General features: G+C 61.6%; 22 protein-coding genes and 2 pseudogenes. 13 read left to right on the forward strand and 11 right to left on the reverse strand.

The window, feature by feature from the left end:
* The 7 genes from BPHYT_RS00815 to BPHYT_RS00845 are packed head-to-tail and all read left to right on the forward strand — an operon-like array spanning position 1 to position 8126.
* Positions 1-411: a hypothetical protein gene (locus BPHYT_RS00815; protein WP_012431261.1), complete on the forward strand. Its 411-nt coding sequence runs from the start codon at positions 1-3 to the stop codon at positions 409-411.
* Positions 408-2192: a type IV secretory system conjugative DNA transfer family protein gene (locus tag BPHYT_RS00820; protein WP_012431262.1), complete on the forward strand. Its 1785-nt coding sequence runs from the start codon at positions 408-410 to the stop codon at positions 2190-2192. The genes BPHYT_RS00815 and BPHYT_RS00820 overlap by 4 nt, the downstream gene beginning before the upstream one ends.
* Positions 2189-4102, forward strand: a complete 1914-nt coding sequence (locus BPHYT_RS00825; protein WP_012431263.1) for a PriCT-2 domain-containing protein — start codon at positions 2189-2191, stop codon at positions 4100-4102. The genes BPHYT_RS00820 and BPHYT_RS00825 overlap by 4 nt, the downstream gene beginning before the upstream one ends.
* A 45-nt stretch (positions 4103-4147) precedes the next feature.
* Positions 4148-5737, forward strand: coding sequence for an LPD7 domain-containing protein (locus BPHYT_RS00830; RefSeq protein WP_012431264.1), 1590 nt, complete (start codon positions 4148-4150; stop codon positions 5735-5737).
* 10 nt (positions 5738-5747) lie between these two features.
* Positions 5748-6269: a hypothetical protein gene (locus BPHYT_RS00835; protein ID WP_012431265.1), complete on the forward strand. Its 522-nt coding sequence runs from the start codon at positions 5748-5750 to the stop codon at positions 6267-6269.
* A 1-nt stretch (position 6270) separates the two neighbouring features.
* A complete protein-coding gene (locus BPHYT_RS00840; protein WP_012431266.1) occupies positions 6271-7320 on the forward strand; it encodes a relaxase/mobilization nuclease domain-containing protein in 1050 nt (349 codons plus the stop codon).
* Between the two features lie 14 nt (positions 7321-7334).
* Positions 7335-8126, forward strand: coding sequence for a DNA adenine methylase (locus tag BPHYT_RS00845; protein ID WP_012431267.1), 792 nt, complete (start codon positions 7335-7337; stop codon positions 8124-8126).
* Between the two features lie 75 nt (positions 8127-8201).
* Here the strand turns inward: BPHYT_RS00845 and BPHYT_RS00850 are convergent, their stop codons facing one another.
* The 6 genes and pseudogenes from BPHYT_RS00850 to BPHYT_RS00870 form a co-directional block, all read right to left on the reverse strand.
* Complete coding sequence (locus BPHYT_RS00850) at positions 8202-8633, reverse strand: hypothetical protein (RefSeq protein WP_012431268.1); 432 nt, start codon at positions 8631-8633, stop codon at positions 8202-8204.
* A 625-nt stretch (positions 8634-9258) separates the two neighbouring features.
* Positions 9259-9621 (reverse strand): DUF3331 domain-containing protein, encoded by a 363-nt coding sequence (locus BPHYT_RS38980; RefSeq protein WP_049868851.1) that lies wholly within the window; start codon positions 9619-9621, stop codon positions 9259-9261.
* Positions 9622-9716: 95 nt separating this feature from the next.
* Positions 9717-10067: an SET domain-containing protein gene (locus tag BPHYT_RS37000; protein ID WP_306415732.1), complete on the reverse strand. Its 351-nt coding sequence runs from the start codon at positions 10065-10067 to the stop codon at positions 9717-9719.
* A gap of 321 nt (positions 10068-10388) precedes the next feature.
* Positions 10389-11129, reverse strand: coding sequence for a 3-ketoacyl-ACP reductase (locus tag BPHYT_RS00860; protein WP_012431270.1), 741 nt, complete (start codon positions 11127-11129; stop codon positions 10389-10391).
* Positions 11130-11550: 421 nt separating this feature from the next.
* Complete coding sequence (locus tag BPHYT_RS00865; protein ID WP_021161997.1) at positions 11551-12447, reverse strand: NRAMP family divalent metal transporter; 897 nt, start codon at positions 12445-12447, stop codon at positions 11551-11553.
* Positions 12448-12644: 197 nt separating this feature from the next.
* Positions 12645-12821: pseudogene (locus BPHYT_RS00870) on the reverse strand (transposase domain-containing protein); the annotation flags it as partial.
* On the opposite strand from BPHYT_RS00870, the pseudogene BPHYT_RS37005 reads away from it, so the two are divergent.
* The 4 genes and pseudogenes from BPHYT_RS37005 to BPHYT_RS00885 form a co-directional block, all read left to right on the forward strand.
* Positions 12813-13013, forward strand: a pseudogene (locus BPHYT_RS37005) (transposase domain-containing protein); the annotation flags it as partial. The pseudogenes BPHYT_RS00870 and BPHYT_RS37005 sit on opposite strands and share 9 nt — an antisense overlap.
* An 859-nt stretch (positions 13014-13872) precedes the next feature.
* Positions 13873-15960, forward strand: coding sequence for a putative bifunctional diguanylate cyclase/phosphodiesterase (locus BPHYT_RS00875; protein ID WP_238535610.1), 2088 nt, complete (start codon positions 13873-13875; stop codon positions 15958-15960).
* 139 nt (positions 15961-16099) lie between these two features.
* Positions 16100-18073 carry an ATP-binding protein gene (locus BPHYT_RS36620; protein ID WP_012431272.1) on the forward strand — a complete coding sequence of 658 codons (1974 nt, stop codon included), beginning with the start codon at positions 16100-16102 and terminating at the stop codon, positions 18071-18073.
* Positions 18057-19121 (forward strand): HD domain-containing phosphohydrolase, encoded by a 1065-nt coding sequence (locus BPHYT_RS00885; RefSeq protein ID WP_012431273.1) that lies wholly within the window; start codon positions 18057-18059, stop codon positions 19119-19121. The genes BPHYT_RS36620 and BPHYT_RS00885 overlap by 17 nt, the downstream gene beginning before the upstream one ends.
* Positions 19122-19632: 511 nt before the next feature.
* On the opposite strand, the gene BPHYT_RS38535 is transcribed toward BPHYT_RS00885, so the two are convergent.
* The 5 genes from BPHYT_RS38535 to BPHYT_RS00905 all read right to left on the reverse strand — a co-directional run bounded on the left by BPHYT_RS38535 (position 19633) and on the right by BPHYT_RS00905 (position 24252).
* The gene (locus BPHYT_RS38535; protein WP_370689605.1) at positions 19633-19770 is read right to left on the reverse strand and encodes an integrase core domain-containing protein; all 138 of its coding nucleotides are present in this window, start codon (positions 19768-19770) and stop codon (positions 19633-19635) included.
* A gap of 75 nt (positions 19771-19845) precedes the next feature.
* Positions 19846-20934 (reverse strand): porin, encoded by a 1089-nt coding sequence (locus BPHYT_RS00890; RefSeq protein ID WP_012431274.1) that lies wholly within the window; start codon positions 20932-20934, stop codon positions 19846-19848.
* Between the two features lie 236 nt (positions 20935-21170).
* A complete protein-coding gene (locus BPHYT_RS00895) occupies positions 21171-22553 on the reverse strand; it encodes an MFS transporter (protein WP_012431275.1) in 1383 nt (460 codons plus the stop codon).
* Between the two features lie 38 nt (positions 22554-22591).
* Positions 22592-22918: an AtuA-related protein gene (locus tag BPHYT_RS00900; protein ID WP_012431276.1), complete on the reverse strand. Its 327-nt coding sequence runs from the start codon at positions 22916-22918 to the stop codon at positions 22592-22594.
* On the reverse strand, positions 22915-24252 hold the full coding sequence (locus tag BPHYT_RS00905) for an acyclic terpene utilization AtuA family protein (RefSeq protein WP_012431277.1): 1338 nt from the start codon (positions 24250-24252) through the stop codon (positions 22915-22917). Before BPHYT_RS00905 ends, BPHYT_RS00900 begins: the two co-directional genes overlap by 4 nt.
* 349 nt (positions 24253-24601) lie before the next feature.
* On the opposite strand from BPHYT_RS00905, the gene BPHYT_RS00910 reads away from it, so the two are divergent.
* Together BPHYT_RS00910 and BPHYT_RS00915 are read left to right on the forward strand one after the other, a co-directional pair.
* Positions 24602-25360, forward strand: a complete 759-nt coding sequence (locus BPHYT_RS00910; protein WP_021163732.1) for an amidohydrolase family protein — start codon at positions 24602-24604, stop codon at positions 25358-25360.
* Positions 25361-25500: 140 nt separating this feature from the next.
* Positions 25501-26379: an IclR family transcriptional regulator gene (locus tag BPHYT_RS00915; protein WP_012431279.1), complete on the forward strand. Its 879-nt coding sequence runs from the start codon at positions 25501-25503 to the stop codon at positions 26377-26379.
* Positions 26380-26763 lie beyond the last annotated feature (384 nt).

Here is a 26763-nt window from a genome sequence, read left to right on the forward strand (position 1 = left end):
ATGGACATCGGAAAGACAACCGGAACGGTACGGTCCACCAGCGATGGGAACAGAGGAATCCGTTACCACGCAGTGGTCGCCCTGGTGACGCTTGCGATCGTGGCTGGCGCGGCAGCCGGACTGGCGCTCGCGCTGTGGCTGGCTTCGTTTTTCTTCGTCGCGAGCCAGCACGTCAACCCGCTTCATGCCGGGTTTCATGCGTGGCCGGATGCGGCGCTGGCCTGGCATGATGGACATCTGCCGAAGCAGGGAAGACGCCTTGCCGGTGCCGCGTTGTTCGGCGTGGTGCTGGCATTTGGTGCCCCCGCACTCGGCGTATACACGCTTCTGGAACAGTCCGGGCGCCGGCGTCTCTATGGCAGCGCGAGGTTCGCCAACGAGGCGGATGTCCGCCGGGCAGGCCTGCTATGAGCACGATGGCGAACCCCGGCGTCTACGACAGCGGGCCGCCGCTGGTCGTGGGCGTGTGGCACGGCCGCTATCTGCGGTTTGCCGGCCAGCAGTTCGTGCTGCTCGCAGCGCCTGCGCGCTCAGGCAAGGGCGTGGGTATCGTGGTGCCCAACCTGCTGAGCTACCCCGATTCGGTGGTGGTGCTCGACATCAAGCAGGAGAATTTCCACCTCACCGCGGGCTTCCGTCGGGCGCACGGGCACGACGTGTACCTGTTCAACCCGTTTGCGGAGGATGGCCGTACGCACCGGTACAACCCGCTGTCGGCCATATCGGGTGGCGTTTTCCGCGTCGGTGACATTCTCGCGATCGGCTACGCGCTGTACCCGGTCGGTGGTCACGACGACTTCTGGAAAGACCAGGCGCGCAACCTTTTCCTCGGCATCGTGCTGCTGCTGTGCGAATGGCGCGATGCGCGCCGCGCGGGCAATACCGATGCGCCCGACTGTCCGGTGACGATGGGCGAGGTGCTGCGCCAGTCGTCGGGCAACGGCATGCCAGTCAAGGCGTATCTCCAGCAGGCATTGCTGCAGAACCGGCGGCGGCTCAGCGGTGCGTGCATCGACGCGCTGAACCGCTTCCTCGCGAACGACGACAAGGTGCTCGCGAGCATCCTCGCGACCTTCAATGCACCGCTCACGATCTTCGCCAATCCGATTGTCGATGCGGCCACAAGCGCCAATGACTTCGACCTGCGTGACGTGCGCAGGCGCCGCATGTCGGTCTATGTCGGCATCACACCGGACCACCTGACCGAGGCGGCACTTCTCGTCAACCTCCTGTTCTCACAGCTGGTCAATCTGAACACCAAGGAACTGCCGCAGGACAACCCGGCGCTGAAGATTCAGTGCCTGCTGCTGATGGACGAGTTCACCTCGGTCGGCAAGATCCACATCATTGCCCGCGCGGTCGCCTACATGGCGGGCTATAACCTGCGGCTGCTCTCGATCGTGCAGTCGGTCTCGCAGCTCGAGTCGGTGTATGGCCGGGCGGACGCGAGAACGTTCGTCACGAATCACGCGATGCAGATCATCTATGCACCGCGCGAGCAGAAGGACGCGAACGAATACTCGGAGATGCTCGGCACCTTTACGGACCGCTCGCGTAGCGTGAGCCGGTCGAACGCGATCTTCGGCGGACGCGGTGGGTCGAGCGAGAGTTTTTCGGAACAGCGCCGGCCGCTGCTGTTGCCGCAGGAGCTGAAAGAGCTCGGGCGCGAGAAGGAAATCATCCTGCTCGAAAACACCAAACCCATCCTGGCGGAACGCATCTGCTACTGGCGTGATCCGGTTTTCACGTCACGCCTTGCGGCCGCCCCGGCAATTCCCGCGATGGACCTCGTGCGCTTCACCGCCCAGGTCGAGCGGCGGTTAAGGGATCTGCAACCCGATGACATGGATGAAGCCGGCGTCCTGCACGTATCCCCGGAATATCTGGAAGTGCTGCAGACATGGGATCCGCGCGAGCTGCCGCGGCATCTGAACGACATCAGCGATGAAGAGGCAGCCGCGTACGTCGAGCGGCATTTCATCCTGTTGGGCGTACCGGCCAAAGGGGTCGCGGTAGCGGCACGCCGACTGTCGCCATCCGATCTCGATGTCGCGGAACTGCGCCCCGCGGATGGCGTCCCCAAAGCGCATGCCGCGCGCGGTACAGGCGCCTCGCGGAAACGCCAGGGGCGCACCCCGTCGCGCACCGCTGAGGGTTCGAACGTCGTGCCGCTTCATGGAGACCGCCGATGAACACCCGCTACCTGAGCGAAGAAGAACGCGCCCGTGCGGCGCTGGCCATGATCCCGTCCGGGGACTACGCGACCTGGGTCGATATGGCCTTCGCGCTCAAACAGGGGTTCGGCGAGGCCGGCTTCGACATCTGGGACGAGTGGAGCCGGACCGCCCACAACTACAGCGAGCGTGCCGCGCGCGTGACGTGGCGTTCAGCCGGTGAGTCGGGCGGCAAGACGCTCGCCTCGCTCTTCTGGCTGGCGCAGCAGCACGGCTTCGACGTCCGGGCTTCGCGTGCGGCGATGGATCCCGCGGACAGGTCGCGGATGCAGCCGATCCGCCCGTCGGAGGAACAGGCCCGACAGGGCGCGCAGCTCGAGGCCCGCGTGCGCGCGCGACAGGAGGCTGTCGCCCGGGAAGCACTCGCGATCTGGAAGTGGGCCCGGCCCGTGGGTCCAGACCATCCGTATCTCGAACGCAAGCAGGTGAGGCCCGTGCCGGCGCTGCGCGAGCTGGAGGCCGAAGAACTGCACGCGCTGCTCGGCTACGCGCCGCGTAGTGCCGAAGAGCCGCTCACGGGGCGTGTACTGGTTGTGCCGGTCCGCATCGGTGACGCCCTTTCGACGCTGGAACTGATCGACGCCGACGGGCGCAAGTCAGCGCTCGCGGGCGGCGCGAAGTCCGGCGGCTGCTGGGTCGTCGAACCGGGCCAGTTCCGTGAGGGCGCCGTGACGCCGGTCCTGATTGCCGAGGGCGTCGCCACGGCACTGGCGGCGTGGCAGGCGACGGGCTGGTTCAGCGTGGCCGCCCTGTCGAGCGGCAACCTGCGGCCGGTGGCTGCCATGTGGCGCGGCCGCTATCCGGAAGCGGAGGTGCTCGTGCTCGCCGATCTCGGCGCCGGATATGAGCATGCGAAGCAGGCCGCGCTCGGCACGTCGTCACTGCTGGCTGAGCCCCGTTTTGCATCGGACGCCCGCATTGCCGGTGCGATACCGACCGATTTCGACGACATGGCCGTACTGTCCGGAACCGGCGCGGTCGGTGATCTTTTACGGGAATCGCTTTACGGCGTGCGGGTGCGGGATGCAACAGGTGCGGAAGTGGACGGACCAGTCGCGGTTGCACAGGGAGCAGAGGGTGTACTGAAGGAGGACCATGCAATGGGCAATGTGAAAGAGAAACTCGTGGGCGATGGAGAGGCTTCGGGGCGGCGCCGTACTTCGCGCCGTCGGGCTGGCCATCAGGACGCGCCGGAACCGGCACCGCAGGACAGCACCGCACCGGAACCGGCAACTGAACAGCCCCAGTCGCAATCGCAATCGCCGGAGCCGGTTCCGGAACAGCGGGAAACCGATGCACCGAAACCTGCTCGTATGTCAGCGCGCGATGCGGAACCGCCGGCGCGCCGCCGGGTAGGTGAGCCACTGTACGGATTCGACGAAGTCCCCGGTGAGATCAAGGCACTCGCGCAGCACCGGTTCGGCGCGCAGATCCGCATGGCGACGCCCCGCGAGAATGGCGGACCGTACCGCGGCGAGGTGTTCAACACCGAGCACTACCTGATCCAGGAGGTGTCCACGCGCAGCGTCGTGTTCCATGCGAAGTCGAACATGGAGTTCGTCTCGGACCGCCTGCGGTGGATGGATGAGAACCAGCGGCTCAACGGCGCGGAGGTGCAGGTCGGGTATGACGGCGCACGGGCGAAAGTGTATCCATGGGACCGCGCCCGCGACCTGCTCGAGCGCACGGTCGCCTCGCTGAAGAAGTCTGCCCGCGAGGTGGGTTTCGGCAGCGAGCTCGACGCGACACTGGACCAGCTGCAGACGATATCGTGGACCCGGGTGCGGGAAGCACGGGCGGCGGCGCTCGCGCAGTCGAAGGAGCGTGCAGGCCGCGAACAGGAGCAGGGACCGGGGCCGCAACGCTGAGCGATCGACGCGCTGCCTGCCAGGGCAGTGACCAGAGGGAGATCCATGATGGATGACACCGCAATTTCTTCCGGGCCGCCTGCGGACGAACCGGTCATCAACGTGATCGAGCCGGACCCGCCCCCACTGCCGGATCCGCAGGGCGGCGCCGGGGGCGCGGAGCGCTTCGATCAGATGGCAGCCGATGCACTGGCCGCACGCCGACGCCGTGAGTTCGATGCGGCGCGCTCGCGGCTGCGCGATCGGGCCATCCAGGCGGATGCTCCGTCGCAGGATGCCGCACAGCATCCGGCACCGCAGTGGGCAACGCAGCCAAGGGCACCACGTGGCAGCGGCGACGCACCTTCCGTGCAGTGGGTGCCGCTTGGCAATCCGCCGGAGACGGTGAGGAAGCGTTACCTGCGGGCGGGTAACCAGTATTTCCTGAAGGACGCGCCGCATCAGCTCGCGTTCGAGGATATCGGCCCTTATCTGGTCACCGAGCACAACCGTCCTGACGTGGTCGAGTCGATGGTGGACATGGTCCGTGCGAAGGCATGGGGGCGTATCCGCGTGGCGGGTCATGAGCAGTTCCGGCGCGAGGTCTGGGTCCAGGCCACGCTGCTCGGCATTGAAGTGAGCGGATATGAGCCGAAGGCCGTTGACTTTGCGCGTCTGGCAGAAGGGCGTCGCGAACGCATGACCAACCGGATCGACGTGACAGAAACGTCGGCCGCGACGCAGGTACCTGCGGGTTCCACGAAAACGCAGGAGGTCAAGCCAGGTGTGTCTGCCAGCCCGAACGGGCAGCCTGTGAAACAGCCGCTGAAACCTGACGCCAACCCCCAACCTGCGGCAGGGGCAAAGATCCCCCCTGCGCCGGGCGAGCTGCCGCAGACTGCGTCGTCGCGTGATGCCGCGTCGCGCGAAGCCGAACCCGAGGGTCAGGAACGGCAGCGCTACGTGGGTGAGCTCGTCGAGCACGGTGGGGCACCCTACCAGCACAACCCCGCACGCAGCGACTCGTACTACGTCGTTTATCGCGATGCGGCTGGTGCGGACCATGTCGTCTGGGGCGTGGATCTGGAACGGGCCATTTCGGAGGCGGGCGCCATCACGGGAGAACGGGTGACACTGGAAAATCTCGGCAGGCGCTGGGTTACCGTGAACGTCCCCGTGCTGGATGCGACGGGTAAGGTGATTGGCGAGGAAGAGAAGGAGGTCTACCGCAACACGTGGCAGGTGGATGTCACCGGTCGGGTGCGGACGCAGTCGCAGGTCGACGTGCCTGATATGCCCGATACGCCCGAAAGCAAGGCTGAAACCGACAAACCGATGCCTTCCCGTCATGCCGCGGCCGCAGACAGACACGACCGTTCGACAGCGTCGCCGGAGGAGCGAGCGGTGCAACTGGCGGTACTGACCACGGCGATGCGGCAGCAGGGCTTCAGTGAACGATCCATTTCACGGGTGCAGCAACGGGCGCAACGGCTGCTGGACGCATTCGAGGCCGAGGGCGTCGAGGTCCCGCGGCCGCGCGTGTTTGATCCGGAGGCGCCTTCCGCACGCAGCCGCCGGCCGCGCGCAACCCAGGAGCGCGCCACGGCTCGCGAGATGGAGCGCACACCGTCCGAGCCTGCGCCGCCAGGTCTGTAGTTGCTCTCCCATGAAGACGCGCGCACGGTTGTGTGTAGATCTCGGGCCGGTGAAATCACACTGGGAGGCGCGGTGCGCCCGCGACGGTGTTTCGCCGGCTGAAGGTATCCGGCAACTGGTGCACGGCGTGCTCGCTGAGCACGAGCTGTCCGACGACCTGCCGGGACCCGCTGTGGGCTGGCTTTCCGTCGACGGGCCTCGTGAACGCATCGAGATTCGCCTCACGCACGCAGAACTCGATGCCGCGAGGCGACACGCCCTCGCAGGCGGACTGGCCGTCAATCGCTGGATCGTCGCCGTGGTCCGTGCCCGGCTTGTGCACGAGCCCCAACTGGGCGAGCGTGAGATGCGCCTGCTCGCCGACTCGAACCAATACCTGGCCACGATCGTCACGCTGCTGGGCCGGTTGCAGGCGCGCGGGGACGTGAGCGACGCGGCGCGCGTGCTGCAAGGAACGCGCGCCGTGATCGATGCGCACCTGCGCGCGGTCACGCAGGTGCTGCGTGCCAACCTCGATCGCTGGAGCCGCTAGCATGGCGTTCCCGAAAACCTGGGTCGATCAGATGCTGCTGAACTGGGGAGACCGGCTCTTTCATGATCCCCTTCACCATGTTCGCGCGCCGCGCATGTCTCGGGGAGAACCCGGCCGGCACGCGCGGCGGGTCCGTGACCAGCTTGCGCGCACGCTCAGACGCTCCCCGGAGGTGATGGTCAAGATCACGAACAGGGCATCGGGTGCCCAGGGTATGAGTGCCGTGCGGCGCCATCTGCGCTACATCTCCCGCAACGGCAAGGTCGAGCTCGAGGATCAGGACGGCATGGCCGTACTCGGACGTGAGGCGCTTCACGATCTCACGGATGCGTGGCGACTCGGGGGCTGGGGAATTCCGGAAGAGAGCCGCAGGCGCGAGGTGTTCAATGTATTGTTGTCGATGCCACCCGGCACGGACCGCCAGGCGGTACGCAACGCGGCACGCGCCTTTGCGGCGGAAGAATTCGGCGACGGCCGGCGGTATATCTTTGCCGCACACGACGACGAAGCGCATCCGCACGTGCATCTGGCGGTTCAGATACGTGGACCGGACGGCCGGCGTCTCAATCCGCGCAAACAGGATCTGCAGCGCTGGCGCGAACGGTTTGCGTACCAGTTGCGTGAGCATGGCGTCGAGGCCAATGCGACTACGCGACTGGCACGCGGTGAGACGCAGCGCTATCCGAAACAGGCCGTCGTACATATGGCTGCGCGCGATGAAGTACCCCGTTACTGGCGGCCGGAACTCGACGGCGCCGCGCGCCGCGCCTTGCGGGAGGCGCACGCTGGCGCACTCGAAGCGTGGCGGGGCGTGGCGCATGCGATGGCGGGCTCGCAAAGTGCGGACGATCGAAGCCTGGCGACAGTGATCAGGGACTTCGTGCAGACGATGCCGGTGCAGCAAGAAAGGCCATCGATGGAGCGCAACGAGCGCGAGGAACAGCAACGGCGCCGCAAACCGGTTCATGCACAGGAGGAAAGTCACGCACGTCGCCGTCAGGGACAGCATGATCTGTTTCCGGACGATCCGCAGGCCGGGGTGGAACGCTGAGCAAAGGAGGTGTCATGGCGATGCCGATCATTCCGTGGATAGGTGGCAAACGGCGGCTCGCGGACGTGCTTATTCCGCGCTTCCCGCCGCATACCTGTTACGTTGAGGTGTTTGCTGGCGCTGCGGCGCTGTTCTTCATGCGCCCGCCCGCCGAGGTAGAGGTGTTGAATGACGTGAACGACGAGCTCGTGAATCTGTATCGCGTGGTGCAGCACCACCTCGAAGAGTTCGTGAGGCAGTTTAAATGGGCGTTGACGAGCCGCCAGGTGTTCAGATGGCTGCAGGACACGCGGCCGGAAACGCTCACGGATATCCAGCGCGCGGCACGGTTCTACTATCTGCAGCAGAATTGCTTTGGCGGCCGTGTTGACGGGCGAACGTTCGGCACGGCGACGACCTCGCCGCCTGGGCTGAATCTTCTGCGTCTTGAAGAAACACTGTCCGCAGCCCACCTTCGACTGTCGGGTGCCTATATCGAAAAGCTGGACTGGCAGACATGCATGACGCGCTACGACCGGCCGCATACGTTCTTCTATCTCGACCCGCCATACCTGGAAACGGAGGGCTATGGCGTGCCATTCGAGTTCAGCGAGTATGAACGAATCGCGGCAGTGCTAAAGGAACTGCAGGGACGGGCAATCCTCACGCTCAATGATCACGTGGCATTCCACGACCTGTTTGCAGGATTTCAACGGGAGCGCGTCGAACTGCAATATACGGTCGGAGGACCGGCCAACACCGCCTTGCGCGGCGAGCTGATCATCTATAGCTGGGACAGGGCGAAGGACCCTGTGGGACTCTTCTGATGTCGGCCGGGCGACTACCTGAACTTTTGAAATACCTCGGCCCTACTTCAATTCAGCAACGCACCCGCTTTGGCCTCAGCGGTCAATGAGCAACGCGGGGCCAGCCTTGTACGAGGCGACGAGTATGAAGACCATGCCGAGTATCAACAAAGGGAAGCTATAGAGTGCGAGGGGAAGAAACAGCACCAACTGCAGGGTCGAACCACCGATGCCGTGAATGAGATCTGTGTCTCGAATGTTTTCGTAGAGAAGCCATGTCACCACAGCGACCCCGAACAGCATCAAAACGATTCCGTCCGACATTGTCGTATGGTGGATGTATGCAGTCCCCCAGAAGTAGAAACCCCACCAGAGCAGATTGATGGCAATGGCTGCGATCCAGAACCCACGCGTCGTAAAAAAGGTGTGTCCGAAACGACGTCGGCAATGCCGGTTGAACAACTGGATGCCCTTCGCAACACCAACGACGATAGCGACGATTAACGCGAGTTTCAGCCAACCCGTCATGATTCGCTCCTTTGGGCTCGGAGTGCTGCATCAGACCACTCCCGTCAGCACACGAGGTCCGGACCGGAGCGAAGTTTCATCTGTCAAATATAGACGTTTGACTGACGAATGCAACGGACTCAGGTCAGCAGAGGGGCGGGAAGGGGTGACTATTTTCTGACAGGACCGCATATCCGTAATGCAACAGTTCTCTGCTGCTTTTCAGGAGTGTGCTCCGCTGCGTAGATAAGCGTCACTGCAAGCTGTACGATTTCGGGACGCAATGCTGGACGGGATTCGACGGCGCACATGTATCCGGGGTGCGCAGTTGACGCGATGTCTTCGCAGGCAGTGAACATCCGCACACGGCGTCAACTTTGCCCAATGCCAACTTCCTGTTCCAAGCTGACGCCGGGCAGGCAGTGAACGATTGTTGCGTATCCGGGCCAGATGATTCTCGATGACCATCCGTCCGGAGCCGTTGGGACATCTTCAGGCTGCGTGAAGGAACGGTTCGCTGACTTCAGATTGGTGCTCTGCAGGGGGTTTGCCCACGCCATTTCGACCATTCCGCCGTATGACTGGTACGGGATTGTCTACGTGTACGGCGCTCGAGTAGCGGGTCCACGATCACTTTCCCTCCGCATCAGTCAATCGGTGCCTCCGCGAACTCAGGGAGATGAGGAACGCTGCACTCGGCGATGCACGCATCATGGTTGACCGGTGCTGGATTGATGTGGAGTGGTTTAAAGACCATCTGTCCCGCCACGAACGCATTGCCCGATAGTGCACAGATACCGGCAGCCGATGCTTGCGCGCGCACCCAGCGCTGCTCGCTGTAACAGCAGCGGCCCGCCTCGCGCCACGCGACAATCAGCGAGTCGACATTGGGGCGTTCAAAGACCCGCACGGTACGCTGCGTTTGCCCGGTTGCATCGCCAGGCGTCCCTGCAGGAAGCTGCGCGACGATCCCTGTCTTCTGCCTGGCACGTCGTCGTACGGCCAGCATGGTACCGCGGCAAACTGGCGAACCGCATCGGCAGGCAAACCTTTCCCGAAGCTGCCGGGTATGTCGCGCCTCCACGACGAGAGCGTAATCGATGCTCAGTTCTTCGCCCGGCTGGATGGCACAGATGGTACGGATGAAAATCCGGACGTCGCGCAGTTCGGCTGACAGGAGTGGTTCAGCCAGCGCGCGCTGTTGCCGCCGACGCCGCCGTCGATTACCGTGCCGTCGCCAACATCGAAATAGAAGGTGTGATCGGGGTGATCCGGGTCCCTGGGATGGCGGCGCATGGCCTTGTCCCACCCAATGCGTTCGCCCTTGTATTCACAGACCAGGGCGCCGACGGGAAAGCCACGTGTTGCGAAAACGCCTTTGCCATGAACGGAAGAGCGGCGGACGGTAATTCGGCTACGGCTCGGCGTAGCGGGGGAGCGTTTCAGAGACGACACTTGAGATGCACTCGTAAGACCCGTGGCCAGCACGGAAGGGGGAGACGGTCTGAAGGAGGATTGACGTACAGATTGCCTGCGTCGAATTATCGGCGCAAGGGGGATGAAGGTGGGCATGCGAGACCGCGCGAACCGGAAACGGGAGCGCGGCATACCCGCACTGGCTTTCACGGAACGGTCTCGCCGTGTCCGTTCAGATCCCGGCATCGGGCGCTTCCAGGCGGCGGAGCAGATCGCGTCCGGCACTGCGGGTGGTACTCCTCGTAGCGCCGGACGCAGAGACCGTTGCGTCCGGTGCCGGACAGCCTGCTTCGCCGGTCGCTAGCCCATATGCAGCCCGCCATTCAATGAAAAGTCCGCGCCTGTCGCAAACCCGGCGTCATCGGAAGCGAGCCATGCCACGATCGATGCGATTTCTTCCGGATTGCCCAGCCGCCGCACCGGAATGCTCTCCACGATCTTCGTAAGTACATCGGGGCGCACTGCACGTACCATCTCGGTACCAATGTAGCCGGGCGATACGGTATTGACCGTCACGTTCTTTACAGCGACCTCCTGCGCCAGCGCCATGGTGAAGCCGTGAATGCCCGCTTTGGCCGTGGAGTAGTTGGTTTGGCCGAACTGGCCTTTCTGTCCGTTCACCGAAGAGATGTTGACGATGCGCCCCCAGCCACGCTGGACCATGCCTTCGATCACCTGTTTTGTCACGTTGAAAAGGCTGTTGAGATTGGTGTCGATGACGGCAGTCCAGTCTTCGTGGGTCATTTTCCGGAACACGCCATCGCGCGTGATGCCCGCGTTATTGATCAGCACGTCGATTTCGCCAACTTCCTTTTTGACCTTTTTGAAGGCCTTTTCCGTCGACTCCCAGTTGGCGACGTTGCCCTCGGAGGCGATGAAGGAATAGCCGAGTGTCTTCTGCTCCTCCAGCCATCGGGCACGGCGCGTCGAGTTCGGTCCGCAGCCCGCGACAACAGTGAAGTTCTCCTTGTGCAGCCGCTGGCAGATTGCTGTACCGATGCCACCCATGCCGCCCGTGACATATGCAATACGGGTTGCCATAAATCCTCCTTCGTGTTGGTCGGGTTGGACAAAAGTCTGTCTGGAGGATGGAAACAATATTGACCACCGCGAGCGGCTGATGCGATGCGCAATTACCCTTAAGCGCACGCATCGGTCTCGTTCTATGGGTAGAAGGGTGCTGTGCGAGAGGGGCCTGCAAACGGGAGAACCGTGCCCTCCCGGTTCCACTCCATGAACTGCTTCGGGGATGCCCGCCTTGCCATGGCGAAGCCGCCGGATGCTGTGCCTGACGTTGGCGGCGCGCAGCGGGCGCAGCGAAGCTCGATGCCGCAGACGCGTGCGATGAGGACGCTCGACAGGCATCTCAATGCTGATCTGGGGGCAACCGGGCACGCGTGCGGTCCGCCCCGCCAGACGAGGCGATCAGGCCGGACGGGACCGGCATAGCCGCGGCGACAGATCAGAACGATGTTGCGAGCATGGCCAGCGCGATGACCAGCATGACGAGTGTTGCAAGCCAGCCCAGCGTCCGCAGCCGGCCCTGGACGACGAAGCGGCCCATGATGTCTGCGCGGGAGGCGACCAGCATCATGACGATCATGATCGGCACGGCGACGACGCCGTTGAGCACCGCGCTCCAGTAGAGCGCCTTGATCGCGTTGATGGAAGTGAAATTGACGATCATGCCGATCAGCGTGGCGATGGCGATCGTCGCATAGAACGCTTTGGCTTCCTGAACCTTGCGGGTGAACCCGACCGGCCAGCTACGGGCTTCACCGATAGCATAGGCGGTTGAACCGGCCAGCACCGGTACGGAGAGCAGGCCCGTGCCGACGATGCCCGTGGTAAAGAAGATGGCTGCGAAGGAGCCTGCAATGGGGCGTAGCGCCAGCGCCGCCTGCGCAGAGGTCTGGATATCCGTGATGCCGTCGACGTTGAGCGTAGCAGCGGTAGTGGCGAGAATCGCCAGAGCCACCAGATTGGACAGCCCCATTCCCGCCACCGTGTCGATTTCGATCCGATGCAGGGCGCCCGATCCCTGTTGTGGAGCATCGAAGAGATCCCGGCGCTTCGGATGAACGTGCATGTCCTCCACTTCCTCCTCGGACTGCCAGAAGAACAGATAAGGGCTGATGGTGGTACCGAACACGGCGACCACCGCGGTCAGGTAGCCCGCGTTCCAGTGCAGATCGGGAATGACGAGCCGGGTCGCGAGGCGCATCCAGTCAAGATGGACCACTGCCAGTACGGCGAAATATGCGAAGAGCGATAACGTGAACCACTTCAGCACCGCGACATAGCGGGTGTATTGCAGCAGCAGTTGCATGCACACGCAGATCACGGAGAAGAGCAGCACGTACCCCTCAGACGTATTTGCCAGGAATTGTTAAAGGCACCGGCATTTCCGGCAGACTCAAGCTGTTTTGGTATATGTTCGCGACATTCAGCCCACAGACTACGTCGAGGAGTAACTGGGGGACCCGGATCCGATTCCAATTTGCACGGTAAGCGCTCATTAGACGACGTGGCTTGCGCGCGGCGCCGGGGTGTGCGTCAGTCTGTTGAGGCGGCGACCCGCCACGGCAACAAGGCCTCATAGTCGTCGGCGCTGTGTGCAAGCGGGAGTGCCTTGAACAGCGCGACGAGATAGCCGTACGGTTCGACGCTGTTTGCCTTACACGTTTCGATCAGCGAATACAGGTTGGCGGCGGCATTCGCGCCAGCGACACAGTTGGCGGCGCAAAAGCCAGTGCCACGATCTACAGCCTCGTGCTGACGTGCCGTGCCTGCGACGTCGAGCCGTATGACTATCTCCTGCACGTGCTCACCGAGTTGCCGTAGCGCGTGCCCGACGCCGACGTCACGGATCTGCTGCCATTCAATTACGCCCGCTTGCAGCAGGCCAAAGCAAAAACTCCCTGACTGACTTCCACCCTATCCACGCGGACGCCGCCGCTCGATTCCGAGCGCCGCGACGCGACTACGCTCGACCTTCAAAGGCGCGCAAGCTGCCACGCCGTGTGCTGGAATCGTCGCTTACGGATAACCCGTATCGCTGAAGTCCTGAAAGCGTAGCACCGGCCGCCGCGCATGCGCGAGGAACAGCGCCAGCCGCGGGAGTCGCCGCCTGGTGGCCGCAATGGCGTCCGGAACGCGGATGTAGGCGGTTTCTCCCGAGATCCGCCGACTGCTCAATATCTCCGCGTGCACAAGAAGGCCAGCTCCAGTTTAGGTATCGTCAGGTGACAGGGGATAGTCAGATCTTGTTTGGCGATATCCGATCATTATCGGCAGGGTTCAGTTTTTCAGCCTACTTCCGTTAATATGCAATGCATGGATTTAAATGGTTTGGCCGGAAAGCACGCAGGAAGTGGAGCTGGAAAAGGATCACGAGGCGATGGTGCGTCCCGGGTATCGACGGACGTTAAATGCCCGATTATTTTTGAAGTGCTGACTATCGGTTGGTGCCCGAATACAGGATTTTCTGAAGGGAAGTCAAAAAGCATAGATTCCTGGCAAGACTTGTGAAGAAGCATGGTCAATCCGCGCGCAATAACGTTTGACACATGGAACGTGGGCTGGCGATCACGATACGGACAACGATCTGTTCGTGACCCGTCGGCATGGATGATGGCGCGAACCAGTCATACCTCTGTCCGTCGTGTGCGGGTTGATTACGCGGCGTGCAGGAGCCAACTGGCGGTGCGGGGTACGGGGATATATCGTCGTGGTAACAGTGCTGGGATGCATTACTGAGAAGCACAACGTCTGGCTGGTACTCGTGGCCGGGTTACTGTGCGCCGTGGGTTCCTGGGTGACCGCCCGGCTGTTCCAGCGCACGGTGGGCACCGCCGGCATGCAGAAGCTGGGCTGGCATGTCCTGACGGCGATTTCGGCCGGCGTCGCCATCTGGTGCACCCACTTCGTCGCGATGCTGGGTTTCGACGCGGGCGTGCCAGTCAGTTTCGATCCTTTTTTGACGGTCCTGTCCCTGCTGATCGCGGTAGGCGGCAGTACCTTTGGCTTCGCGCTCGCCGGCAGCCGGGTGACCCGGTTCGCGCCCGCACTGGGCGGCGCGATCGTTGGCGTGGCGATCGCCCTGATGCACTACACCGGCATGATGGCCTGGCGGATCGAAGGCATCATTTCGTGGGACGTGCCGTATCTGGTCGCATCAGTCGCATGTTCCGTGGTGTTCGCGGCGGCGGCGCTGGTTTGCGCCATGCGGGCCGGGCCGCATGCGGTCAACCTCATGGCCGTGACGCTCTCGCTCGCCATCCTCACGTTGCATTTCACCGGCATGACAGCGCTGCGCATCACGCCGCTGGTTGTCCCAGGGGCATTCTCCGACCTGGCGGCACTACACACACTTGCGCTGGCGATTGCCGGCCTGTCGCTGGTCATCGTCTGCACCGGGCTCGTGAGCTATCTGATCGACAGCGATGTGCGGGCCGAATCACTCGAGCATCTGCGCAGGATGGCACTGAGTGACCTGCTGACGGGGCTGCCGAACCGGGGCAGTTTCAACGAGCGCCTGGATCTTGAAATTGTGCTGGCGCGCGAGGCAGGCACGAGACTGGCACTCATCGGCATTGACCTGAACCGGTTCAAGGAAGTCAACGACCTGCGCGGCCATCACGCCGGCGACGAAGTGCTGCGCATCCTCGCGCGGCGCATGACGGGCCTGCTGCGCGAAAACGAATTTGTCGCGCGTATCGGCGGAGATGAATTCGCCGCGATCTGCCGGATGACGGGGGAGGTGACGGCCGAGGCCGGGCTGGAGGATTTTCTGGGCCGCCTCGAAGCAGCCCTGTACAAGCCCGTCAGGCTCGATGAATACGAAGTCGTCACGGGAGGGAGTTTCGGCGTGGCGATCTATCCCGACGATGCGACCAGCAAGCCGGTTCTCATCAACAACGCAGACCTGGCGATGTATCGCGCAAAGACCAGTATGACGCGGTCCGTCTGCTTTTACGAGCCGGCGATGGACGAAATGGTGCGGGCGCGGCGCAACCTCGCCTCGGATTTGCGCGGCGCGCTGGCAGCCACCCAGCTCAGCATCCACTACCAGGTGCAAACGTCGCTGGTGACGGGCGAAACGCGGGGTTACGAGGCGTTGCTGCGCTGGCGGCATCCGGTACAGGGACCGATTCCACCCGCGACGTTCATTCCGCTTGCCGAGGAGAACGGTCTTATCCTCGAGATCGGGGAATGGGTGCTGCGTCAGGCCTGTGCGATGGCCATCTCCTGGGACCCGCCATATCCGGTTGCGGTCAACGTATCGGCCGTCCAGTTCGCGCATGCGAACCTGACGCAGCTCGTCGCCGGCGTGCTGGGCGAAACCGGTCTGCCAGCGCAACGCCTGCAGCTGGAACTGACCGAATCGACCATCTTCGCGGACCGCGGCCGCTCGCTGCGCACGCTGCGGCAACTCAAGGAACTGGGTGTGAGCATCGCGCTGGACGATTTCGGTACCGGCTATTCGTCGCTCGACACGCTGCGCTCATTTCCCTTCGACCGGATCAAGCTCGACCAGTCGTTCTTCAGCGAGGCGGAAGCCAGTCCCCAGGACCGGGCCATCATCCGGGCCGTGCTGGCGCTGGGCAAAAGCCTGGGCATCCCCGTACTGGCAGAAGGGATCGAGACGCAAAGCCAGCTCGCGCTGTTGACCGAGGAAGGTTGCGACGAAGCGCAGGGCTTCCTGTTCGGCCGCCCGGCTGCGCTGGCGGAGATCGTCGGCACTGGCCGCATCAGGCTTGTCGATACGCGTGTCGCCCATTCGGTGCCTGGGAAAGGGGACGCAGAGGGTATCGACAACGGGAAGAGTCCGGGAGCCGAACACGGGCAGACACTGGACAGCACGACGTAAAGAAATGACCCTGATGCAATTACGGATCGCGACACCAGAAGAACCGCCGGGACGAAGTCCTGGATAGCAGCATTACACCAGGGAGGACAATGGCGCCGCGTTTTTCCCCGTTATCCAACCCCTTTCGCGCGAAAAATCGATGATCAATCATCCGGCCGTTCGTACGGAGAGCAGGACCCTGTTAGCTCAGGCTCGCGACGTCACTCTGCCAGAGACGGTCGAACGGCATCTGGCCGCGCGCGGCCTTTTGCCTGTCCGTTCGCTGGAGCAACTACCGCAGCCGCCGTGCGAAGCCGACGTGCTGCTCACGCCCTCGTCCTGGATGAGAGAACTGGCGGCGCCACAACGTGAGCGGCTTTCGGCGTATGGCCGCGCGGTCGGCGCCTGGATCGCGCTCACCGATACACCGGTTGCCTTCGATGAAAGCCTCAACCTGCTCGACCTGGGTGTCGACCACTTCCTCCCTGTACCGACGTTGGAGGATCAGTGGGGGGCACTCATTGACGGCTTGCGTTCGAGGATGCCGCTCCGCCGCGCGGGTCCGCGCGCTGCTCCGATGCCCTGCGAGACCCTGGGCGAAGGCGAGGCGCGTTTTCGCTTCTTTCTCGATAACGTCGAGGAAGGCGTCGTGGTGTGTGCCGACGGGATCATCGTCGACGTAAGCGACCGCTGGCTCGAACTGTTTCGCTGCCGGCGCGAAGAAGCCATCGGCCACCCGGTGCTCGATTACACCAGCCCGAGGGTCGTTCCCATGGCCCGGCAACTGATCGAGGAACGTTGGGCCGAAACCTATGAATCGGAAATGCTGCGCAGGGACGGCACCACCTTCCCGGCCATCGTTCGCGGGCGCGACCAGAGGTTCGGCGGGCGCGAACTGCGGCTGACCACCATCCTCGACATCACGCGACAGAAGGAATCCGAACAGGCCCTGAAGCTGGCCAAGGCCGAGGCCGAACGGGCCTGTCATGCGAAGTCCGAGTTCCTCTCCAGCATGAGCCATGAACTGCGCACCCCGCTTAATGCCATCCTGGGGTTCGCGCAGATACTGGAGATGGATGACGGGTTGAGCACGGACCAGCTCGACAGCATCGCAGAAATCCTCAAGGCGGGGCACCATCTGCTGGGCCTCATCAATGAAGTGCTCGATCTGGCCAGCATCGAGTCCGGCAAAACGACCCTCTCGCTGGAGACGGTGGATGTGTCGACGCTCATCCGGGACTGCGCACAGCTCGTGCAGCCGCTGGCGACGAGCCGGGAGATCGACCTGCACCTGGAGATACCCGAACGTGCTGCCGCATGTGCCGACAACCAGCGCCTGAAGCAGATCGTGCTGAACCTGTTGTCCAATGGCATCAAGTACAACCATCCCTCGGGCGAGGTCCGCGTCATAGTCGAGCCCGATGGCTCGCGGCTGCGCATCGCCGTTGCCGACACCGGGGCGGGCATTTGCGCCGAACGCCTGGGCGAACTGTTCCAGCCTTTCAGCCGGCTGGGCGCAGACCACGCTTCGGTCGAAGGGACCGGCATCGGCCTCGTTATCACCCGCAAACTGACCGAAGCGATGGGCGGACGGATCGGTGTTGAAAGCGAGCCCGGCAAAGGCAGCCGCTTCTGGGTGGAACTACCTCTGGCACAGCTGTCGTCGCAACCGGCGCCGCTGTCCCTGCTGGCCAATGATTCCGGTGTTGCGCCAGTGACGGCAAGGCAGGGTGAGCATTACATCCTGTACATCGATGACAACCCGGTCAATCTCAAACTGGTCACCCAGATTCTGGACAAGCTACGCCACATCCGTCTGGTCACCATGTACGCGCCCGAGATGGGCATCGAGTTCGCGCTTTCGCATCAACCTGACCTGATCCTGCTGGACATCAACCTGCCCGACATGGACGGCTACCAGGTGCTGGAGGTATTCAAGTCACACCTCCAGCTGCGGCATGTGCCCGTGATCGCGGTGTCGGCCAACGCCATGCCCCGCGACATCGAACGGGGCATCGCCGCAGGCTTCGCCGATTACCTGACCAAGCCTCTCGACATCGGGCGTTTCCTCGCCAGCATTGATGCCCATCTGCCGGGCGTGATGGAGAAACGCAGCAATGACGCTCAAACATGATGACGCGCACATTCTTGTCGTTGACGACGAGCCAGCCAATCTCAAGCTGCTGGAAAAGCTGCTCGGCAGCGAGGGCTATTTTCGTCTGACCTGTGTGCAGGACCCACGCCAGGTTTTGCGTGCCTATCAGGAAATTCGCCCCGACCTGATCCTGCTGGATATCAACATGCCGCATCTCGACGGCTATCAGGTCATGGCCCAGCTCAAGGCATTGGACGACCCGCTGCTGCCGCCCATCGTCGTGCTGACGGCGGAGCACGGCCGCGAAAGGCTGCTCAAGGCGCTGGCGGCGGGGGCGCGGGATTTCGTCGGCAAACCGTTCGACCGCAGCGAGCTCCTGATGCGCGTGCGCAATCTGCTCGACGCCCACCTTGCCCACCGCCTGATGCACGAGCATAACGACGTGCTCGAAAAGCGGGTTCAGGCCCGCACCCGCGAACTGCTCGAAACCCGGCTGCAGATGGTGCGCCGTCTCGGCCGCGCCGCCGAGTACCGGGATAACGAGACCGGCCGCCATATCCTGCGCATGAGCCATACTGCCGCGCTGCTGGCCCGCCATCTCGGCTGGAGCGAAGCCGACGTCGAATTGATGCTGCACGCCAGCCCGATGCATGATATCGGCAAGATCGGCATTCCTGACGCGGTCCTGCTCAAGCCCGGAAAACTGGACGCCGGGGAGTGGAAGATCATGCAGCAGCATCCGGCCATCGGAGCCGAACTGCTGGGCGGCGACGACTCGGCGTTGATGACCATGGCGCGTCAGATCGCTCTGGCGCACCATGAGAAATGGGATGGCAGCGGCTATCCCCAGGGTCTCGCGGGCGAGGCCATTCCGCAGGCCGCACGCATCGTGGGCGTGGCCGACGTGTTCGATGCGCTCGTTTCGGCTCGCCCGTACAAGCCGGCGTGGCCGCGCGACGAAGCCGTTGCCTACATTCGCGACCATTCGGGCAGTCATTTCGACCCGACCGTGGTCGAGGTGTTCATGAAGGCGCTGGACGATATTCTGGCCATCCAGGAAAGCTATTCCGATTCCGTTGCCCCGTGACAGGGCTGCAATCAGGCGCGGGCACTGGCAACCCGCGGCCAATGCCCCCGACAGGCGTGCGCGTCCGGTGAAACGTTAAAGATTGTCAAGACAGGACCCCGGGCATCAACCGGAGACCGTTCGCTGCCGATAGACCGGTACGCGTTGCTTCGTCTGCCGGACGGGCAAATCCTGACACGTAACAATTCTCATGGTTTGATCATGGACTTCGGTCTGCCGCGCACTGCAAACCCTTTAACCCGGCCCGCCCCCGGCTGGCTGACGCCGACGATCCGCTCCGTGGAAATTCGGATTAGAAGTCGCTACACAATCCATCCTTACCTGCGAAGGCGAGAAATTCCTAGAGGAATCATGCGTCTGCCGAGAGCGGATTGAGCTGCCTCCCGTTTTCGTCCCAGCCGCAGTTAGAGTTGTGGGTTAAAGACTCCTGGGCTGGGTCATGCGTCCGAGCGAACTGCTCTCGCAACAGATAGCCGAGCGAGCTATAGGGCCGCTCGGTGTTGTACTCGATTCACCACAATTCAATCAAGCTTCTGGCATGACGCATGGATACAAACCAGTGCTCGTTCAAGCATTCATCCGGGAAGCGCCCGCTGAGACACTCAATATAGCCGTTTTCCAATGGCTTGCACGTCCAGATGGGCGACACAGCGAGGACCGGCCCATATAGCCTACCGTCACAATGCTGAAAGCTGGGTGCGCTTAGTTCAGCGATTTGCTCGAATTAGAACCGGTGAATCATGCCGACGACGCCCTCGAACAGAGAGTTGTATCCATTAAAGGATTGGGTAAAGCCAGAAGTCGAAGCAAGTTTGGTCCACTGACCGGTGAGATGATTGTAATTGACGCCGGAGTACAAATCTGTCCGCTTGGACAGATGGTAAAGAAGAATCGGGCCTGCCGTGACGCGCGTACCTTCGCCATCTGCATGATGCAGGATGTCGACATAGGCGGCACCACGCAACTCTATGGACGGCGTGAACAGATAGGATGCGCCTACCGAGAACGAGTCATTGCGATAATCAGCCGGATAGACGTGACTGAAGATGTATTGCGCGTAGATTTTGGCTTGGGCAAGCGCATAGGTCGCACCCACCATCGCAATCTTTTGAGAGCTGTCCGGAATGGCGATGCCGAAATAGGTATTGCCGTACTGCGTGCTAGCTGGCGTTGCTCCGCCAATGTTGTTGACCTGCTGATACACCGCGCCAATGTTCAAAGGACCAACGTCGTAGCTCAAACTGACGGCCGGCGAGGAATAGCGATGTATATCGCCCGCTACACCGCCAAACGTGTAGGCGCCACTTACCGTGAACCCAAAAAGCTTGTCGGATGTGTATTGAACAGTGTTATCGAGACGCGCACCGCCCACTAGGCCGGCAGATTGAAATCCCCACGTTGCTGCGTAATTGGCGAACCCAAATACGTCATGCGCGGACCCCATCAGATAGGCGAGGGCGTATTGCCGACCGAAAGTTACCGTGCCCAATCCTTGGTGTGAAAACCCGACGAATGCTTGTCGTCCGAACAGACGCTGCTGCCCTCCCGGCGTCGAGAACGCAAGTGCGCCCGTGTTCGCAACGAAACCAGATTCCAGCACAAATATCGCTTTGCTGCCGCCGCCCAAATCTTCGGTACCACGCAGCCCCCACCTGCTTCCAAGGAGCGCGCCGCCCGTACCCATGGTGATGTTATGGCCGCCGTCGCGTGTCTGATGGTTGTCGTAGCGGATTGCCTCGTCGATGACCCCGTACAGAGTTACGGCTGACTGACTCCACGCGGCATGCGCATGCAAGCCGACAATGCCGACCATCGACAATCCTGCTAGTTTTCCGATACCTCTACGCCGGTACCCCGATGTAAGTGAACGCTCGGACTGAGCATGCGCTTTATTTGAATATATTTTCACGAAAAGTCTCCAATTTAATATCGTTGTACTAATTGATGTGAAGCGTTGAATATCTTATTGAGAGATAAGATTCCGGTGTTTTCAGGGACGCTGCGTCTCGCAAGACGCAGCGTCAGGGTGGTGCGACGTTGCGGGAGACTTCAGTGACCAATGTCGGCAATCCTCGGCTGACCGGCGGTATGTTCCAAATCGTCGGGCATATGGTCGAGACCCACGCCGCTTGTCTCGATGCGAAGCGCCCAAACTGCAACGGCAAGCAGTACTTGAATGGCAACGACCGACGCGACTACCATGTTGACGCCGCCCATGGTGAAGAGCCACAGGACGAAGAACTGGCAAAGTGCGCTGGCCGCCCGCCCAGCCGTGCCGCATACGCCACTACCTCTGAGGCGATAAGACGTTGCGAAGAGTTCCGGAACATAAGCGCCTTGCCCTACCGCGACGAGGACGTAGATGCCGCAAATAAGACAGAGCCCGGCTACCAGGAGCATCGTGTTCGAAGCAGCGTGCTGATAGAACAAGCCCATCGCCGCTGTCACCAGTGCGGCACCGATAATTGCGGGCCGACGGCCCACGCGGTCGGCGAGGAAAATGCCGATGATTGTTCCCGCCGGCGCGCCCAACGACATCACGGTGCTGTACGACAACGACTTGACGATGTCGAAACCCTGACGCACGAAGAAGGATGGGAGCCAGTTAATCAGACCATAAACGCTGTAGCCGATAGTGACCATAATCAGCGAGCCGACCAGCGTCCGCCACACGACAGGTGACCTGAAGAGGACACCGATGGGAACGTGCTGTGGCTTTACCGGCTGCTCCCGCACGAAGTCGTCGAGCTCATGATTGCGTGAGATGTCTGCCTCAATCGACTGCAGCACCGCTTCGGCTTCGGCATATCTGCCCTGACTGACAAGCCATCTCGGCGACTCTGGCATCTTCTTTCGCAGCAGCCAGATGACGATTGCCGCGACCCCGACGATGGCGAACATGTAACGCCACCCGAAGTTCGGAATAATCCACAGACTGGTCAACGAAGCAATAAGAACTGCGGAGTTCGCGAACAGGGACAAGGCAGCCAGGAGTCGGCCTCTATAACGGGGCGGTACGAACTCCGACAACATGCCGTACGAGATAACAATCTCTGCCCCCATCCCGATGCCCATGATGAATCGCAGCGCGATGAGCCAGTACATGTTCGGCGCGAGCGTCGCAGCAAGCGACGCGCCACCGAAGATGATTAGATTCACCTGATAGGAAAACCTGCGCCCAAACCGGTCGCCAAGCTCACCCGCACTCCAGGCGCCCACCGTAAGCCCCGCGAACGTCATCGTGGTGAACCATGCGTTCATCTCAAGCGTGGACCAGCCAGTCTTGAGAAGCGAGCCGGTGACTACGCCGCCCAGATAAACGTCGAAGGCATCGAGGAAAAGACCGCCGCCGATGAGGAGGAACAGACGCCAGTGAAAACCACTCAATGGCAGCCTGTCGAGCCTCGGAGCGGCATAAACCGAATCCGACATGTTTGTCTCCTGAATTTGTTTTAGGAAGCTCGACTGAGCTAGTCTGCTGTGACTTCTACGGTCAAGGCAAGTAGCAGGAAGCTGAACGATTTACCGTGAAAATCAAGATTCAACGAGGCGTTTACACCGCCCTCCAGCGCGTCGCGAATCACAAAGTTGAATCCGTGAAGCGCAGGTATCTCGTATCGTTTGACCTCCCCTCGGAACAGGTCCGGGTAGGCGGCCGATACCCGTTCTGCGGTTAGCGAGGCCTTGATGTCGTCGTAATGCTTCGGGTCATAAGGCCAGACCGAGATGCACGACACATTTCCCTTGTCACCGGTACGAGCCGACGCGACTTCTCTGAGCGGAACAGTTTTCTTCATGACTGCAAGACCTCAACTTTGGTCTCAATCGCGTCGCGATTGACAAAAACAGCGTGGGTTTTCACCGAGGAGTCGATGTTGCCGCGATAGCCTCCGCCACCAGCCGGACCTGACACCCACAGACTTTCGACTTCCGATAACAAGGTTTCAGCCATCTCGCGGTCCGTCGTGCGCATCGCAGCGCGCACCCGAACATCCTGAGTGATGGCCTCACGCTGAATGGCGGTCGCATGCAGCGAGTTGATACCAATCAGGTCCAGACGAATCTTGTCCGCGCACCCATGGAGATTGCGCATGCGCTCTTCGATAATGGAGGCCGCCAGTCGGGCACGGTTCTCTGCGCCGGGACCGGCGTAGCTGATGCCAGCCTCAGCCAGAAAGCCACCGTCGAAGCCGACAATTGTCTTCAGTTGAGCAGGACGTTCGCGCCCGATGCCACCGCGAACAGCCACCCGGTCTTTGCCCGCCACTTCGATTTGCACGTTCGTGAAATCAGCTGTGACGTCCGGGGTGAGGTAAGCACGAGGGTCGTGTACTTCGTAGAGCAACTGCTCCTTCACTGTGAGTTCGTTGACAAACCCTCCCGTGCCGTCGAGCTTCGTGATGATGCAACTCCCGTCAGGCTGTACTTCCGCCAACGGAAAGCCGACATAGGCAAGGTTGGGCACTTCCTTGTATGGCGGGTCAGCGAAATATCCACCCGTTACCTGCGATGTGCATTCGAGCAGATGCCCGACCACCGTGCCTGCACCGAGTGTCATCCAGTCGTCGAGTTTCCAGCCATTGCGGTGCGCGATTGGCGCAAGGAAAAGCGAAGGGTCGGCCACCCGTCCGGTGATGACGATGTGTGGTTCTGTATCGAGCGCCGGGATGATGGCTTCCGCGCCGAGATACGCATTCGCCCCAACCATTCGCAGTCCCGCTTCTCCGACCGTTTTACCGATTTCGGGAAGGAAGGTTTGGTCCGAAATCTGACTGGTGACGTCATCGCCTTCGACGATTGCCACGCGGATTTTCAATCCCATGCGGCGCGCGAGGTCCACTGCGAGAGCGCCCGCGGCACGCGGGTTCGCGACACCCATATTCGTGACGATAGTCGTGCCACCCCGAACACACGCCTGCAGAACAGCAGCGAGGCGCTTTTCGAGGCGCGGGTTGTAGCCCTTATTTGGGTCTTGGGACCTTGCGAGATGTCCATAAGCAAGCGTCCGTTCTGCCAGACACTCGAAGACGAGAAAGTCGAGATTGCCTCGCTCTGCCAGGTCGCGCGCCGGGTCAATACGGTCGCCAGCGAAGCCCGCTCCGGCGCCGATGCGCACGGTGCTTCCAGCCATGGTTGCCTCCTAGATTTGTTCCGAAAATATTTTATCGTTCTGCTTTCGGAACATTAAAGGCCGGAGTCGCGACGAAGTCAAGCAGTTTTGTTCTCATATCGGATTTGACGTGTAAATTCGGAACGACTAGCATTGAGTCGGGCCAGCAGACTGCTGTACCTGCTGAAAAAGGAGACGACCGTTCAGCATCCGCACACCATCAATGCAGGCTCGACTGTGGTCGGCCTGACCGCGAAGGGACTGAAAAATGACAGCCAACCGAACGCCTCCCCGGGCGAATCCACTGGGTGCACGCAGAGACACGTCGCGTCCCGGTTTCCCCATTCCGGCAGGTGCGTGCGACTCACACATGCATATCGTCGGGCCGTTCGACAGATATCCATTGCGCGAGACGCGCTCACTCGAACCGCCGGAGTCGACATTCGCCGACTATCTGGAAATGAAGCGGGCGACGGGCATCGAGCGCAACGTGATTGTTCAACCGAGCTTCTTTGCGAAGGACAACGCGTGCACCTTGGACTCGACCGAGCGCATGGGCGAGCATGCACGTGCGGTTGTCGTGGTAGAACCGGATGTCGATGAGGCAACCCTCGCCGATATGCATGCCCGAGGTGCACGGGGCGTCAGGCTGCAGCGCGTGGTTGCCGGTGGGACGAGCACCGAGCAGATTGCGGAGATGGCATCGCGTATCCGCGATTTCGGCTGGCACCTGCAGCTCTTCGTCGATTCTGATGACGTGGAAGAACTGGCAGAGCAGTTGCATCGCTTGCCGGTGCCTGTCGTCTTCGACCATATGGCACACGTCTATAAGGAAAGTCCCATCAGTTCGCGGGGGTTCCGGACGTTGCTGGACCTGCTCGCTAGCGGCAAAGCCTGGGTAAAGCTATCCGCATGGCGCTTTTCTCCGGACAACGCACGGGCGCGGCAACTGGTCGATGCGAATCCTGAACGCGTCCTTTGGGGGAGCGATTGGCCGCACGTCTCGTATGAAGAAGATGTGCCCGACGACGGGAAGCTGCTAGACCGATTGGCGACGTGGGCACAGGATTCAGCCACGATTCAGCGAATATTGGTAGACAACCCTGCCGAGCTTTACTTTCGATGCTAGTGACCGCAGGAGGCCGGAGTAAGGCCCACGGCGCGTCGCCACCTCAGGGCCTAGTCTTCACGCCACTCGTCAACGACTACCATTTGATAGTTACTCGCCGCGTTACTATCACGTTTTCCCAAGCACGCCAGGACATGACAATGGACGAACCGGTCGACGTTGAGACCACCTCCTCGCGGAAGCAATATGAGACGACGCGCTCGCCGGCTCGGGTGCTGCAAATCATCTATGAGCTTGCGACCAGTGCGAACGGCCTGTCGCTCTCCAGGCTTGCCGCTCTGACGCATCTACCGAAAACAAGCTTGCTCACCCTGTTGCGTTCCCTGGAAGCGGCAAACTATGTTGTCAATGTGTCGGGCGCGTACAGGCTGGGAAGCGAAACGTATGCGATTGCTACGGCAATCCTGGCGAAAGAACGCTTTCTTCCGTCGGCTCGACCGTCGCTACAGGCCCTGTTCGCCGAAACGGGAGAAACCGTTCAATTGGGCATCCTCGCTCAGGACGAAGAGTTGGCCGAGACCATCGAAATTATCGAAACACGTAAGGCGGTCAGATTCTCGCTTTCTGTCGGCCTGCGTCGCCCGCTGCATTCCAGTTCTATCGGCAAGCTTCTGTTGGCTTACCAGCCAGCGCAGTGGACAGAAAGGTATCTGCAGCGAAAACCACTCGAGGTCTTTACGCCACAGACCATTTCAACCGTTCCTGAGCTGATGGATGAACTGAGCCGGATTCGGGACGCTGGTGTCTCAATTTCGCACGAGAGCATGTTCGAAGGCATGAGCGGAATATCGGCTCCAATCTGGAATCAGGCGGGTCACATGCTCGCCGGCGTGAGTGTCACAGGTCCTACATACCGTCTGCGCCCCCTTGAGTCTGGCCTGTGCGATTTGGTCAAACATGCGGGAGAAGAAATTTCCCGAAAACTTGGCTACAAAGGGAGTTACCCTAGCAAGCTCCAAAATGCGGACGATGTCGACGGAGATGCTGCCCATGCAGAGAAGACTCAGGCAATTGGGTAAAGGTGTCGTTCACTGCAACCGCCGACGAGCCGCCTTCAGAGGTGACTGCGGCGGCCCATCACAAAAGCATCAACCCCATCCAGCCGCAACACGTCTGAACTTGGCCGCATCCTAACTCGACGGAGTTTGCCTCACTCTCCGCAATCTTGAGCATCGAGAGCAGGAGCTTCTCCGAAGTCGCTGGTCCGTGCCCTGGCGCAGGCTTTATCGACTTCCGCGAGGTGCGGCGTTCCCGCGCCCACCGCCGGATGGGTTTCCGGTCGTACTCGGCCAATTACCACCGGACGAAGCACCGCCCGACCGGCCGCCGCTTCCGGCCGATTTTGCCCCACCGGACGAGCCTTTCGATGGGCCGCTCGAGTTACCGCGCGCGCCACCTTGGTT

Origin of the sequence: Paraburkholderia phytofirmans PsJN, assembly GCF_000020125.1 — a bacterium.
In the GTDB taxonomy this organism is placed as follows: Bacteria; Pseudomonadota; Gammaproteobacteria; order Burkholderiales; family Burkholderiaceae; genus Paraburkholderia; species Paraburkholderia phytofirmans.